At 49.0% G+C, this 14,099-nt stretch carries 16 protein-coding genes; 5 read left to right on the top strand and 11 right to left on the bottom strand.

From position 1 onward, the window contains the following. Window positions 1-52: 52 nt before the first annotated feature. Window positions 53-889: a replication initiation protein gene (locus VN379_RS12205; protein ID WP_325534196.1), complete on the bottom strand. Its 837-nt coding sequence runs from the start codon at window positions 887-889 to the stop codon at window positions 53-55. A gap of 268 nt (window positions 890-1,157) precedes the next feature. Here VN379_RS12205 and VN379_RS12200 point away from each other — a divergent pair, with 268 nt between their 5' ends. Then, window positions 1,158-2,294, top strand: a complete 1,137-nt coding sequence (locus VN379_RS12200) for an amidohydrolase (protein ID WP_325534194.1) — start codon at window positions 1,158-1,160, stop codon at window positions 2,292-2,294. 49 nt (window positions 2,295-2,343) lie between these two features. On the opposite strand, the gene VN379_RS12195 is transcribed toward VN379_RS12200, so the two are convergent. From VN379_RS12195 to VN379_RS12180, 4 genes are all read right to left on the bottom strand, one after another. Then, window positions 2,344-2,808, bottom strand: a complete 465-nt coding sequence (locus VN379_RS12195; RefSeq protein ID WP_325534192.1) for a hypothetical protein — start codon at window positions 2,806-2,808, stop codon at window positions 2,344-2,346. A gap of 100 nt (window positions 2,809-2,908) precedes the next feature. Further along, entirely contained in the window at window positions 2,909-3,196 is a 288-nt protein-coding gene (locus VN379_RS12190) for a hypothetical protein (protein WP_325534190.1), read from the bottom strand. Between the two features lie 116 nt (window positions 3,197-3,312). Further along, a complete protein-coding gene (locus VN379_RS12185; protein WP_325534188.1) occupies window positions 3,313-3,534 on the bottom strand; it encodes a hypothetical protein in 222 nt (73 codons plus the stop codon). Between the two features lie 11 nt (window positions 3,535-3,545). After that, window positions 3,546-3,701 carry a hypothetical protein gene (locus VN379_RS12180; protein ID WP_325534186.1) on the bottom strand — a complete coding sequence of 52 codons (156 nt, stop codon included), beginning with the start codon at window positions 3,699-3,701 and terminating at the stop codon, window positions 3,546-3,548. A 253-nt stretch (window positions 3,702-3,954) separates the two neighbouring features. Between VN379_RS12180 and VN379_RS12175 the strand changes: the two genes are divergently transcribed. Together VN379_RS12175 and VN379_RS12170 are read left to right on the top strand one after the other, a co-directional pair. Next, entirely contained in the window at window positions 3,955-5,580 is a 1,626-nt protein-coding gene (locus VN379_RS12175) for an NADP-dependent glyceraldehyde-3-phosphate dehydrogenase (RefSeq protein WP_325534184.1), read from the top strand. A gap of 190 nt (window positions 5,581-5,770) precedes the next feature. Beyond that, window positions 5,771-6,451 (top strand): flavodoxin family protein, encoded by a 681-nt coding sequence (locus VN379_RS12170; RefSeq protein ID WP_325534182.1) that lies wholly within the window; start codon window positions 5,771-5,773, stop codon window positions 6,449-6,451. Window positions 6,452-6,533: 82 nt separating this feature from the next. Here the strand turns inward: VN379_RS12170 and VN379_RS12165 are convergent, their stop codons facing one another. After that, window positions 6,534-7,808, bottom strand: coding sequence for a multidrug effflux MFS transporter (locus tag VN379_RS12165; RefSeq protein ID WP_325534180.1), 1,275 nt, complete (start codon window positions 7,806-7,808; stop codon window positions 6,534-6,536). Between the two features lies 1 nt (window position 7,809). Continuing rightward, the gene (locus tag VN379_RS12160) at window positions 7,810-8,286 is read right to left on the bottom strand and encodes a MarR family winged helix-turn-helix transcriptional regulator (RefSeq protein WP_325534178.1); all 477 of its coding nucleotides are present in this window, start codon (window positions 8,284-8,286) and stop codon (window positions 7,810-7,812) included. A 193-nt stretch (window positions 8,287-8,479) separates the two neighbouring features. Between VN379_RS12160 and VN379_RS12155 the strand changes: the two genes are divergently transcribed. Both VN379_RS12155 and cydB read left to right on the top strand, forming a co-directional pair. Further along, window positions 8,480-9,814 (top strand): cytochrome ubiquinol oxidase subunit I, encoded by a 1,335-nt coding sequence (locus tag VN379_RS12155; protein ID WP_325534176.1) that lies wholly within the window; start codon window positions 8,480-8,482, stop codon window positions 9,812-9,814. Window positions 9,815-9,842: 28 nt separating this feature from the next. Then, window positions 9,843-11,063: a cytochrome d ubiquinol oxidase subunit II gene (gene cydB, locus VN379_RS12150; protein ID WP_325534175.1), complete on the top strand. Its 1,221-nt coding sequence runs from the start codon at window positions 9,843-9,845 to the stop codon at window positions 11,061-11,063. 49 nt (window positions 11,064-11,112) lie between these two features. Here cydB and VN379_RS12145 read toward each other — a convergent pair whose 3' ends face one another. The 4 genes from VN379_RS12145 to VN379_RS12130 all read right to left on the bottom strand — a co-directional run bounded on the left by VN379_RS12145 (window position 11,113) and on the right by VN379_RS12130 (window position 13,986). Continuing rightward, a complete protein-coding gene (locus tag VN379_RS12145) occupies window positions 11,113-12,054 on the bottom strand; it encodes an AEC family transporter (RefSeq protein ID WP_325534173.1) in 942 nt (313 codons plus the stop codon). A 122-nt stretch (window positions 12,055-12,176) separates the two neighbouring features. Beyond that, complete coding sequence (locus VN379_RS12140) at window positions 12,177-13,031, bottom strand: pirin family protein (protein WP_325534171.1); 855 nt, start codon at window positions 13,029-13,031, stop codon at window positions 12,177-12,179. A 5-nt stretch (window positions 13,032-13,036) separates the two neighbouring features. Next, window positions 13,037-13,486 carry a DoxX family protein gene (locus VN379_RS12135; protein ID WP_325534169.1) on the bottom strand — a complete coding sequence of 150 codons (450 nt, stop codon included), beginning with the start codon at window positions 13,484-13,486 and terminating at the stop codon, window positions 13,037-13,039. A gap of 50 nt (window positions 13,487-13,536) precedes the next feature. Continuing rightward, entirely contained in the window at window positions 13,537-13,986 is a 450-nt protein-coding gene (locus tag VN379_RS12130) for a MarR family transcriptional regulator (RefSeq protein ID WP_325534167.1), read from the bottom strand. Window positions 13,987-14,099: the final 113 nt, after the last annotated feature.

The following is a 14,099-nucleotide window of genomic DNA, read 5'->3' as shown; positions in this document are numbered from 1 at the left end:
ATTTTCCATCAATTGCAACTAATATTTAATTTGCAATTGATATCTTTTACTTTTATTTTATTTGTCCATGCTTTTGCTCCGGTGACGAGAATTTAAATTCCGGTTCATTTTTTCGCAACTCCCTGGCCTTTTCCCCGGTTATCACTTCAAACCAGATACCTTCCACTCTGCGCCCGGAAAATGTTGGTCCAAAACGCACAAAAATAGCGTCATCCCATTCATAAATTTCCTGTATTGACGGTTCAATAACCCTAAGCCGCAGCTGGCCATAGGAATAGCGTGTGTGTTCCAGAGATAATTGCCGCATCATCTCAGCAATACTGTATTCTACCACACCGGCAGATTTCCAGGACCAGAGAATTTCAAAAACAGCCAGCGTATGTTTACCTTTATATTGAATTCCTTTTACTAACTGATACTCAATATCGCCGGGGTCAATAGCAGCAATTAAAGACATCACGCGCTCAGTAAACTGAAAAAGAATCTCCTTGCCACGATATTCAATCGCTTGAAACCACTGGGTCCGGATCAATGTTTCAGTCTGCTCATCATACAGCCACAGGCCTTTTTTGGATATTTTTTCAATCTCATTGACTATATAAGCATACATGTCATTTTGCGATGAATCACCACAGATTTTAACAAAATCGTTAAAGTGCATCATATAAGCAGCGTGATCAGGTTTATTCGGCCTGCTTTCATAGCTTAAGGCGATCGCGGCAGTCAGTATTTTTTGCTGCAATTCTGTGAGTGAATCCCGGCGACCAATGATACTGCCTGTTTTAACAAGTTGATTAGGCCGGGTTATTTGTCCGTCCGGGCAAAGAGCAGCACTTACCAGCTTTTGATGTTCCAGTCCGGTAATCGTTCTTTTGAGATTAACTTCCATTTACCCTCACCTCTGGGTTCATTATATAGTATACTGCTCTGCGATTGCAAGTTTATTTTTATTTGCAATCTTTGTTTCCGGCAATCATTAACCGGAGTCAGCAGGAAAAAATTATGCAGGAAACTCTTACCAGCATGAGTAATATATGTTAAAGAGCCCCTGTCTGAATACAGGGACGCCCAAATCGGCGGGCACACAGCAAAGAGTTAGAGCAAAACTGAGTGATCATCTGCTGATTACAGTTCATATACTGATAGGAGGGAAAAAAATGATTGCATTAACAGGTGGAACAATCCTGACAATGTGCGGTAAAAACCTGGAACGCGGCACAGTGCTGGTGCGCAACAGTAAAATATGGGCCGTTGGCAAGAATATCGACATCCCGCCAGGCTGCCGGGTCATCGATGTAACCGGCAAGATCATAACCCCGGGACTCATTGACGCCCACACCCATTTAGGTATCGAAAGCGAAGGTATGGGCTGGGCCGGTTCTGATGTCAACGAACGCAGCGAACCGGTTACCCCCGGCCTGCATGCCCTTGATGCCATTAACCCCGCTGACCTCGGCCTGCTGGAAGCCTACCAGGGGGGCGTAACAACTGTTATGATCGCTCCCGGCAGCGCCAATCCGATAGGCGGCCAATGCGTGCTCCTTAAAACCGCGCCCAAAGCCACCGTAGAGCAGATGCTGCTCCAGCGGTATGCCGGGCTAAAAATTGCCTTTGGTGAAAACCCTAAACGGGTTTACGGGGCAGACCGCAAAAAGATGCCTGTCTCACGTATGGCAACCGCCGCCCTAATCAGGGAGGCTTTCTGGAAGGCCCGCCAGTACCTGCTGCAACAGGGCGAAAAAGATTTTAAATATGATATGGGCATGGAAGCAATCGCCAGGGTATTGCGCAAGGAGATGCCGCTCCGGGCCCACGCTCACCGGGCCGATGATATTATTACAGCAATACGGATCGCCCGGGAGTTTGATGTTGAAATCATTATCGAGCATGGCACCGAGGCTTATCTTGTGGCCGACCTGCTGGCAGCCGAAGAGATCCCTGTAATCCTGGGGCCAACATTATCCACCAGATCAAAAGTGGAGCTAAAAGATAAAACCATGGAATCACCTGCCCTGTTATACCGGCATGGCGTAGCCTTTACCATGATGAGCGATCACCCGGTAACACCCAGCTGTTTTCTGTCGCTCTATGCCGGCCTGTCGACCCGGTACGGCCTCCCGGCCCATCAGGCGCTGAAAATGATCACCTGCGACGCTGCAAAGATTCTGGGCGTTGATGACCGTATCGGCAGCCTGGCTCCCGGCATGGACGCCGATCTGGTCGTATGGAGTGAAGACCCGCTGATTGTTTCTGCCCACCCGGAAATCGTCATGGTCGATGGAGAAATTGATTAGCAAAGAACCCGCGAAATCTCGCGGGTTCTCATCATTTTGGGCTTAAGTTTTAGAACTTTAAGGTTGCGCCTATCCCAACTCGGTTTTTATTGCGGCCTTCGTCCGGTCTGAACGAGCAGTAGTTGACATTAAGATCAAAATTATGGGTAAGGCTGTAGTTGGCCCCAACCTGAAATTCTGCAAAGCTGCTGCCGGCAATCACCGAGGCGTAGCCATCAAGAGCAGGCGCCAGGGCAGTGGTGACTGCGACACCGCCATAAAAGTGCGAATCAGAATCGTAATCCCGGCTGCCAATAATAGCCCGGTAATTACCCCTAAGGTTAAACTGTCCATAGATATCGTCATCTTGCAGCCCTACAGTAAGCGCATTAGTAAGTTTATGTTCAACATAGAAATCATCTCTCACAAAACCGACCGCAGTCTGACCTCTGTCCAGGTTATTTATCGGAGCGGCAAAAACGATGCCCACACTAGTTACAATAAGAAGCATTACAGCAAATATAATTTTTTTCAACAGGAAAACCCCCTAATATTTTTAACTTTATTATAAATTCCATGTATATTGCAGCATCCGGGTGCCAAGCCTGTCCAACAAACCAGCCTGGTTTGTTGAGTTATTTAAACCGGTGAGTGGCTTTATCAACAGCCTCAGTCAGCTCATTCCACGCCTTTTCAGTCCCTGATTTTACATCTTCCCAGGCACTCTCACTGGCCTGTTTGAGTTGATTATGCTTGTCCTTAACATCATCACGCATCTTTTCGACCTTCTCTATCTGATTGAGGTATTCTAATTTCATGTCGGCCTGCACCTCAGCCGCTTTAGCCCTCATCTCCACTAGCTTTGCATTGTACTGGGCCAGATTGGCCTCAATCTTTTCTATGTATAGATTGCGTTTTTCCATATACTTGTCCCCCTTATTTATCTTCTGACCGATCTATCCGGGTCTTGCTATTAGCACTCGTCGATGGAGAGTGCTAACCGTCTACTTTTCCAGTATACATTGGAATAAAATTACTGTCAAGGATAATTTTGTAATTTATGTCGAACTTTGTCGATCAAATTAGAATATTGACAGCCCCAGCCGATAAGACTTTGCATCAGTGTTGGGTTGATATATGTAACGATATCCTCCTGAATCGCCAATGACTGGACAAAGCCCTCCAGCGGCATGATGATCCGCTTGCTGATAACAACCACCGGCTTACCGTCTTCACCGCTAAGCTGGGGCTGCAGAGACACAAAAATGCACCTCAAGGGTGCATCTTAAGTAATTCTTCCGCCTGCTTCAGTAATTGAATATCGCCGCACATCGGTATATCGCCGCAGGTTTCGCTCATCAGACACTTGTCACAGATTGATTCGGCCAGGTGAGCGAGGCCGTCAGCCACCTCTTGGACTTGGAGCATACTGCCACCTCCCACCGTCAGTATACTCCCGCAGCTAACACCCGGCAATTACCGGTTAATGGATATAATGGCATCTAATTTCCACTGTTGCAAGTATTCAGTCAAATTCCAGCTGTAAAAACTTATCAGTAAAAATTTATGCTCCGGCTGCCAATTCCCACCGTGAGTGCTATTAATTTTGGAGGAAAGTGGAAATTATAATCGAAGTACTTATCTAATATAGACAATTACCTACTTTAAGGAGAGTGAAATTTTGGGGCAAAATGAACAAACTAACAGCCTGTTTCCCTGCGAAGTCGATATCCCTGAGCAATACCGGATTAAGCAGCCTATCCAGCAGCAAGAGTATTTGATTAATGGCGAGATCAGGCGGTGGGAAGGGCCGTGCCAGCAAGTAATTTCACCAATACAGGTACTGAAAGATGGAACTCTTCAGTCGGTTGTTCTTGGCTGTTATCCTGTCCTGACTGAGAAAGAAGCCCTGGAGGCCCTGGACGCTGCGGAAAGAGCCTACGATAATGGCGGCGGACTGTGGCCCACGATGTCTGTGGAAAAAAGAATCCGCCATCTGGAGCTTTTTGCCCGCAATATGATTGCTAAGCGGGAAGAGGTTGTAAAGCTGCTCATGTGGGAGATTGGGAAAACACTGCCTGACTCGGAAAAAGAATTTGACCGGACGGTAGAATACATCCGCGATACCCTGGAGGCACTCAAGGTCCTGGACCGGGAATCTTCCCGTTTTACCATTGAGGAGGGCATTCTGGCCCAGGTCAGGCGCGCCCCGCTGGGCGTGGTATTATGCATGGGGCCCTATAATTACCCGCTGAACGAGACCTTTACCACACTGATCCCGGCCCTGGTTATGGGGAATACCGTGGTTTTCAAGCCGCCCAAGCTGGGAGTATTGCTGCATTCGCCACTGCTTGAAGCCTTCCGGGATGCTTTTCCTCCCGGTGTTGTCAACACCGTCTACGGGTCCGGGCAAAAAGTGGTTGGACCGGTCATGCGTTCAGGAAAAATCAACACACTGGCCTTTATCGGCTCAAGCACGGTGGCCGATACCCTCAAGCAGCAGCACCCCAAACCGCACCGGTTGCGCAGTGTTTTGGGATTGGAGGCTAAAAACGCCGCCATTGTGCTGGCCGACGCGGCGCTTGACCAGGTTGTGGAGGAAACAATCGCCGGTTCACTCTCCTATAATGGCCAGCGTTGTACAGCGCTAAAAATCCTGTTTGTGCATAACCGGATTATTGATGAATTCCTTAAACGCTTCTCCGACAAAGTCAGCAGCCTCAAGCTAGGTATGCCGTGGGAACCCGGGGTCAAAATTACGCCGCTGCCTGAACCGAATAAAAGCAGGTATCTGCAGGAACTCATTGAAGACGCCGTTAACCATGGCGCAACAGTAATCAATCCGGATGGCGGCACCAGCTCCGGGTCGCTGTTCAAGCCTGCGGTATTATATCCGGTTAATGAAAAAATGCGGGTGTACACCGAAGAACAGTTCGGACCGGTGGTACCGATTGCCGGGTATGATGATATCCGTGAACCCATACAATATATCATTGACTCCAATTATGGCCAGCAGGTCAGTATCTTCGGAACAGACGCGGATCTGATGGCCAGCCTCATTGATCCACTGGTGAATCAGGTCTGCCGGGTGAACATCAACAGTCAGTGCCAGCGCGGCCCGGACCGTTTTCCCTTTACCGGCAGAAAGGATTCAGCCGAAGGCACATTGTCTGTCACCGACGCGTTGCGGGTATTCTCGATCCGGACGATGGTGGCTGCCAAAATGACACCGGCCAATAAGCAATTAATTACCGATATTGTCAAAGGTGATAAATCGAAATTTTTATCGACAGATTTCCTGTTGTAGCAGCTCTGCAACTCCCGGTGCTGGTCTCCCCATTGATACATAAGATTTTTTCAAAATCATGCATAAAATAACCCCTTTACTTACTTTAAGGTTAGTATATAACAAATATGTTCATACTTAACTCATATCCCATAACAATATATAATACATATCAGGAAGTAAAATTCAAATATTAAAGGAGGTATTTTCAATGAATGTGTTAGCCATCAACGGCAGTCCCCGAAAAAGCTGGAACACAGCGACACTCTTGAACAAGGCGCTGGAGGGGGCAGCCGCACAGGGAGCTGCCACTGAACTCATCCATCTGTATGACCTCAGCTACAAGGGGTGTATCAGTTGCTTTGCCTGTAAATTAAAAGACGGGAAAAGTTATGGCAAATGTGCTTATCAGGATGATCTGACGCCAGTGCTGGAAAAGATCGCCAACGCGGATGCCGTTTTCCTGGGATCGCCGATTTACCTTGGCAATGTCACCGGTGAGATGAGATCACTCATGGAGCGCATGGCCTTTCAATATCTGGTCTATGATAAAAATTACTCATCCCTTATTGAGAAGAAAAAACCGGTAGGTTTTATCTACACAATGAATATCAAAGAAGAAATGCTGCACGAATGGGGCTATGATATTATTCTCCCGACAACCGAAAAGGCTTTTGCCAGAACTTTCGGAGCCACCGAATCGTTGTATGTCACAGATACTTACCAGTTTAGCGATTATGATAAGTACGTGGTAACGGCATTTGATGCAGCAGCCAAAAAGCAACGCCGCGAGGAGGTCTTTCCCCAGGACTGCGAAAAAGCCTACGCTATGGGCGTCAGGTTCGCAACCAAGAGCGTTGCCGAGATTGGCGCCGGGCAGCCGGTCGGTTAAAGCACGCAACCCCCGTATTGCCTTTCACAAAAACAAGGAAGCAACCGTTCCTGCATAGGAGGGTTGCTTCCTCATTTTGTGACTAATCATTTGCAATTAAGGCTTCTCCTTCTTCTTCCACGGCCTCTTCACAAGCCTGGTTTAAAAAATCCTGCCGCGATATATATAGCCATGCCCCGCCGCATACCAGGCCAAGAATGAGGTGCAAGGCCCCAACAACAGCCATCAGATTACTCCAGTCAAAAGAAACAATCAGTATCCCGATACTGCCGAGGGCAATACCAAAACAATTGATTAGCGACGACACTGATCCGGTGTCGCCGTTTTGTTGTTCCATCATCAGATAAGTACTTGGCGGGCGCAAAGCACTGGTGATAATCGTTGCCGGCAATAAAACAACAGCAAATAACCACGGGCTGTAATCACCAAAGAGACAAATCAGCAGGCCACTCAGTATCATAACTACAAACCCTGAGTTAATCATCATATTCCGCTTGAAATACATGGACAAACGCAAGTACAGCAAGGGGCCAAGCAGCATGCCGATGGCATTGAAGGCAAAGTAGTAGCTGTACACCTGACTACTGAGGCCAAACGAATTTTGATAGATATAGGTTGAACCGGCAATAAATGACAACGCGGCTATGCCGGGCAGCGAAAAAACAATCAACAGAGAAGTAAAGCGGGGGTTTTTGAGTACCGCACCCAGTCTGCCGATCGTGTGGATCACCGTACCTGTGCTTTTTTCAGCCAAAGTTTCCTGCAAAGCAACCGCACCGGCCACCGCCACCAGCCCGATGGCTGCCTGCACCAGGAAAACGCCTTTCCAGGAGGTAAACATCAACAAAAATGCACCGATAACAGGGGCAACAGCCGGGCAAATCACCACCATCGACTGCACCAGTCCCAAAACAGATTCGCGTTTTCTGCCGCTATAAACATCCTTCACGATTGCCGTCGCGACAGCAGTGGCGGCACTCCCGCCAAATGCCTGCAAGGCCCGGGACAGGATCAGCTGGTTGATAGTCAACGAAACAGCGCAAAAAACACTTGCTGCCGTATAAATAATAAGACCGGCCAGCAACACCGGTTTCCGTCCGTACTTATCGCTCATAGGCCCCCAGAACAAAGTACCGATACCGAAAGAAATAAAAAACAGGAGTAAGGTCAGGTTGGCAAGCGACTGATGCACCTGGAAGTAATTTGCGATGGTGGGCAACGCCGGCAGATAAATGTCGGTCGAAAGCGGTACAAAAGCGCTGAGCAACCCTAACAGAGCAACAAGTCCTTTGTTGCCAAGATAGCTCTGCGGCTGCAAACCTTGCTGCCTATTGTCTGTATCGTTAGTAGTCTGCATTCTATATGCTCCTTTTTAACTGGGCCGGCGGCTGTGCACCCATTGTCTCAAGATTATTAATCATCCGGAGGTAGAACATTTTTAATTGCTCAATTTCAGCCGCTGTAAAGCCGGTGAGCATACCCTGGTCTACTTTTTCAAACGCCAGCTCACACTCGTTGATAAGCTGTATTCCTTTTTCCGTAAGCGTGATCAGCTTCCGCCGGGTATCCTGTTCATCCGGAATTTTGCAAAGCAGTCCGGCTTTTTCCATACGCTTAATTGAAATCGCCGCAGTCGGCGGACTGATCCCGATTGCATCAGCAATCTCCTTCTGTGATGCCAGCATATCTTTTATTTCGTGCTTCAATGCAAATAAAATCACCGGGTGGCTTGCTTCCCGCAGCCCCCGTTTTTTTAATTCAGCCTTCAGGCAATTGTGGTGCATCCGGTCAAATGCACGGAACAGCCATTTAAGTCCATCCGGATTGTATTCCAACGAAATTCCTCCCGAAACAGTTTTACGACTAACTATTTGTCGGCTAACTATTATTTTACAGATTCCAGACGCCTGCGTCAATATAAATAGTTACCGCAATGGCGATTAGACTCATCCCCTTTTTACAGGACTAACCTTCTCCAAAACAGGAGATAATAACATAACCACGATTGCAGCGGTTATGAGGATACCAATGGATAAGCTACTTTTAGCACGATTACAATTCTCGACAACATTGACATATCACTTCTGGTTTTTATCACTCACCCTCGGATTAGTCTTACTGATTGCCTTGATGGAAACAATGTATGTTCGCTCCGGCAACAACAACTATAAAGTGATGGCAAAATTCTGGGGCAAACTCTTTCTGATCAATTATTCAGTAGGTATCCTCACCGGGATTATCCAGGAATTTGAATTTGGCATGAACTGGTCCGAATATTCCCGGTTTGTGGGTGATGTATTTGGCGTTCCGTTAGCCATCGAAACGCTGACTGCATTTTTTGTGGAATCCACCTTCATCGGCCTCTGGGTCTATGGCTGGGACCAACTGCCCAAGCGGCTTCACCTGGCAGCCATCTGGCTGGTGGCTGTGTCGGCCAATCTTTCGGCTTTCTGGATTCTGACAGCCAACGCCTTCATGCAGCGCCCTGTGGGGTATCTACTTGCCGGTGACCGCCTGGAGCTGCTTGATTTTATAGCGGTTGTCACAAATCCCTATGTTTTCTACCAGTATTCTCACACAGTCCTGTCCGGGCTGTTGACTGCAGGTTTCTTTATGCTCGCAGTCAGTTCCTATTATCTGCTGCACAAGCGGTATACCGGTCTATTTAGACTTTCCTTTAGAATGGGCTTTATCTGTGCGGCAATTGCCACTGCGCTGGTCATTGGCACAGGCCATATTTATACGCAATATCTGGGGAAATCCCAGCCAATGAAACGCGCGGCGATGGAGGCTTTATGGGAAACCTCCGACCGGGCTCCTTTCACGGTTGTGGCCCTGATCGACAAGCCAAATAACAGGAATTCCTATGAGATATCAGTGCCGGGCCTGTTGTCCATAATGGCTGGCAACCACTTAGATACCCGGGTGCAGGGTATGAAAGACCTGCAAGACAGCTTTACAGCCACCTATGGCCCGGACGAGTATATACCGCCGGTTGCCCTGTTATTCTGGAGTTTCAGGATTATGCTCTTTATCAGTATCTACCTGGTGGTGCTGCTGCTTGTAGTGTATTGGTACTGGCGGACACAAAGGCTGGAAGCAAGCCCGTTCCTGCTCCGGACCATCATGTGGAGCATCCCGTTACCCTATATCGCCCATACCGCAGGCTGGATTATTACCGAGGTAGGCCGTCAGCCCTGGATTGTGTATACCCTGTTACGAACAGAACAGGGTATCTCGAAGGTTGTCCCCCTGGTAAACATCGGACTCACCCTTGCCGGTTATACGGTCATTTATCTGGCCATGACCGCTACGGCAATATATTTCATGCGAAAAGTAATTGTCGCCGGGCCTGACTCATAACCTTAGCGATATTTTTGAAAGGTGCTGCATGGATCTAAACACACTCTGCTTCCTCTTATTCTGGGTCTTATTTACCGGCTTTCTCGTATTAGACGGCCTTGATTTTGGCGTCGGCATGCTGCTGCCCTTTGCCGGCAAAACAGCTGTCGAACGGCAGGCAATCATCAAAACAATTGCTCCTGTCTGGGAAGGCAGCCAGGTATGGATAATTGTTGCGGCAGGCGTATTATTTGCCGGGTTTCCCCATGTGTACGCCACACTGTTCAGCGGGTTATATCTCGCGCTGTTTATTATTCTTGTGGCCCTGGTGCTGCGGGGGCTGGCCATTGAACTCCACAATAAAGATGATTCTCCAGCCTGGCGCCGCTTTTGTTACTGGTCGATTTTCGGGGGAAGCCTGGTTCCGGCGCTGCTATGGGGTATTACGTTAGGCAGTATGCTGGGCGGCTTACCCATTGCCGGGGACAAGCAATACAGCGGCGGCTTCTTTGCCTTGATCAGCATGTATTCCCTGGTAAGCGGCCTCACCTATATTCTCTTGTTCTTATCCCAGGGAATGATCTATCTTGCTTTGAAACTGGAATCCAGCCTGGCCCAGCGTATGCAGCAAACAAGCCTGGCCACAATCAAATATACCCTGCTGACAATTGTTTGCCTTGCCATCCTAACCGTCGCCTCAACAACTGCTGGTCATAAAGGTCTGGTCTTTGTACTGGCTGTAGCAACAATTGGCTGCCTGTTTTTCAGCGGCCAGTATCTGGGACGGGAACAATATCGCCAGAGTCTTGGTCTCATTTGCCTTGCGATTATCGCCCAGACTGCCACCCTCTTTACCGGCTTGTATCCCCGGATCATCGTGTCCAGCCTTGACCCCCGCTGGAGCCTGGATATTTATAATTCTTCCGCCAGCCCTTTAACATTAAAAATTATAACTACGCTAATGATCGTTATCCTGCCTGTTATTATTGCGATCGAAATGTGGAAGTTTTATGTTTTCCGGCAGATAGTCAGTTTACAGGAAATTGAACTGGCCCCCCATATTCCAAGGCTGCGCCGGATGAGCGAGAAACTGAAGCAATATATCAAATATGCCTGCTGCCTGGCAGATACCCTGGATAAAACCAGAAAAGCGCTTCGCAGCACCGACGGCAGGATCATTAATAAATTAAAAGCGAAACACCGGACACTCTTATTTGGCAAACCTCATTTACACCTGCGTTCCGTAAAGCAAAACCGTACCAAGAAATAGTAGAATATAAAAAAACCGTATCAGGCCAAAAGCTCTGATACGGTTTTTATTAAACATGCAGCCATAAGAACAGGATGGGGTACACGGCACCAAGGAAAACGGCGGTTGTCAGGAAAAACGCCGCCCCGGCCAGGTCCAGATCCAGATTATACAGGCGCGCCAGCACAATGGCATTAATGCCGGTCGGCCCGCTGGCCGCAATCAGGATTGAGCCGAAAATAACGGGATCACTAAACAGCGGATATGCCAGCACAATAGCCACCAGCGGCGAAACAATGAACTTGATCGGCACAAGGCTTTTGATGCAGCAGCCGCAGTACTTTCTCATGGTGGAAAAATGAATCGAGTAACCGGCCGGGATGAGCGCCGTCCAGGCCGACACATGGATCAGAACCTGAAAAACATCCCCCAGCACCTCCGGCCTGGGCACAGCAGTGGCCGACAACAGCGCGCCAACCGCCAATCCGGCCACAGGCAGCTGCTTGCGGTTAAAAAACAAGGCGGTATAACTCAGTTTGCCGGCAGCCTTGCTGTTTTGAAACAGCTGCTGATAATAATGCGCCAGCGGAAAGCAGAATAACAGAAAGAGCAGATTCTGGGCCAGGGCAATGATCTGGATATAGGCAAAACCCGGTTCGCCAAAGAGAAAAAACGTACACAGCCCGCCAAGGGTCCCGGTATTGGACAACATCGCCGAGGCCAGATAACTAGCCTTTTCCGGGCCGTCTTCATATTTTTTGTGCAGATAAGCCACAAGTGCCGGCACAAAACTCAGAATAATCCCAAAGACCGGCAGCCAGAGCAGAACACCGGTCTGCAGCGGCACTACCCAAATACTGAGCAGCGACAACACGGTACAAAACACCGTAATATTAATCATGATAATCCGGTCACAGGCTTTTTCGCTCAACAGGTTTTTGCTGTGCAGATAGTAACCCACAACAAGTGGTAAAATAAAATCAAAAGCAAAATAGAATAACTTCACCGTCACAACTGACCGCTCCCTTTTATACCTGCCCACACTCCGCAACAGGGATCAATGATTTCATTATAGTATAAAAAAAACAGAAAGCAATCCCCAGTCACTGGAGATTGCTTTCTTCAGATAATGCACTATTTTCTGATAAAGGTCCCGTCCTCAATATCCCGGAAAGCCTGCTGCAATTCCTCGCGTGTGTTCATGACAATCGGCCCGCCCCAGGCAATCGGCTCGCCCAGAGGCTGTCCGGAAAACAAGAGGAACCGGAGGCCCTGCCCTGCCGCCCTGGCGACAAACTGTTCTCCCTGCTCAAAAAGTACTGCCTGGTGGCTGGCAATCACATTCTGCGTATCGTTAGCAAAATAGCCGGCCCCGGCCACGATGTAGATAAACAGCGTAGCCTCCTGCGTGGTTGGCAGCTGCCACTCGCTGTCTGGTTCCAGCGCCACATCAAGAAACAGTGTTTTCACATAATCGCCCTGGGTCGCGCCTGTCGCCTGGCCGTAGTGACCGGCAATTACCCCGACAACAGCCCCCTGCTCCTGCACCCTGGGGATCATCGCAGCGGAGATGTCGCGATACTGCGGTTGAGTCATCTTGTCGCTGCGGGGCAGATTCAGCCACAGCTGAACCCCCAGCATCCGCTCCGAAGACTGCGGCATTTCCTGGTGGAGGATACCGCTGCCTGCGGTCATCCACTGGCAGCAGCCATCCAGGATGCTGCCCTTGTTGCCCAGACTGTCACTATGCTCAATATCGCCGCTAATCAGATAGGTCACTGTTTCAATGCCCCGGTGCGGATGCCACGGAAATCCTTTGGTATAGTCGTCAGGGTTGCGGGAGTCAAAGGCATCCAGCATCAGAAACGGATCAAACTCCTGCGTATCGTTTCGTCCAATCACCCGGACCAGCTTTACCCCCGCCCCGTCAACCTGCGCCGAGCCGGTCACAATCTTGCGTATTGTTCTGATGGTATTGATAGCGCTCATCCTCTCTACTTTACAGACCGGGTTAACGGAGGCATATGTCTCTCCTGGCAATATCCGTCAACACTATACCGGCCTGCTCCGATAAAAATCAGGCTTAGGAATACGAAACCAACTTCAAGGGCCTGCGAGGCTCCAGCCAGACCAGCTCCGGTACTAAACTTAAGCACTACCGCAACAAACATGTTAAAGGTTAAGGCCATGGCGGCCAGGCGGGTCAGTAAGCCGGCAGCAATGAGCATTCCTCCGAAGAATTCAGTAGCGGCCGCCATAAAGCCCCAGAAAACCGGCGCGAAGCCAAGCCCCAGGTGCTGCATCGCCGTCCCGAGCTTAGCCCAGGTCTCAACACCCCCGGAGATTTTAGGCCAGCCATGAAAAACAAACATTAAGCCAATGCCCACCCGCAACAACAATATCCCGATATCCCTGTGTTTGTCCCAATTTCTTAGCATCATCATCCTTGCCTCCTACTATATATTTTTTAAAATTACACCCGTGTATTCACTGCCTATGAGTTTTGCTGCGCATATAACCCGATTTTCTTTACCAGTTCAATGGCAAGCCGCATTTCCTCGGGTGTCAGTCCGCGTAAGGCTTGCGTCAGCGTTTGCGCATGCCGGGGAAATATCGCGTCTATGAGACTGCGCCCCTCTTCGGTTAACGCGGCGTAGATAACCCGCCGGTCTTCCTCGCAGGGCTTGCGCTCCAGCAGGCCTTTCTGCTCCAGCTTGTTGATAACATAAGTGATGCTGCCGCTGGTAATCAGGATTTTTTCACCGATCTGCTGCAGCGGGTGAGCCCCTTTGTGATATAAGAGTTCAAGTACCGCAAACTCCGTCTGATTCAGGCCATATCGCCTGATATCACGCCGGTCGATCTCCATCAGGGTATTATGCGTGCGGGCCAGAACTGTAAATAGTTTTAGTGCCAGCGTCTGCTCATCACTTCTCAGGCTCATGCTTCCTCCCTGGTAAATTGTCGGTAAAACTATCTTGATTTTAAGATAATTTTAAAATATATACTGACAATTGTCAAGGTAACTGGCTATAAGTACGCCGGTAGCTCGCACCC

Source organism: Sporomusa sp. (assembly GCF_035561255.1).
In the GTDB taxonomy this organism is placed as follows: domain Bacteria; phylum Bacillota; class Negativicutes; order Sporomusales; family Sporomusaceae; genus Sporomusa.
Note: the sequence above shows the minus strand (reverse complement) of the source record. Positions and strands in the feature narration are given on the sequence as shown.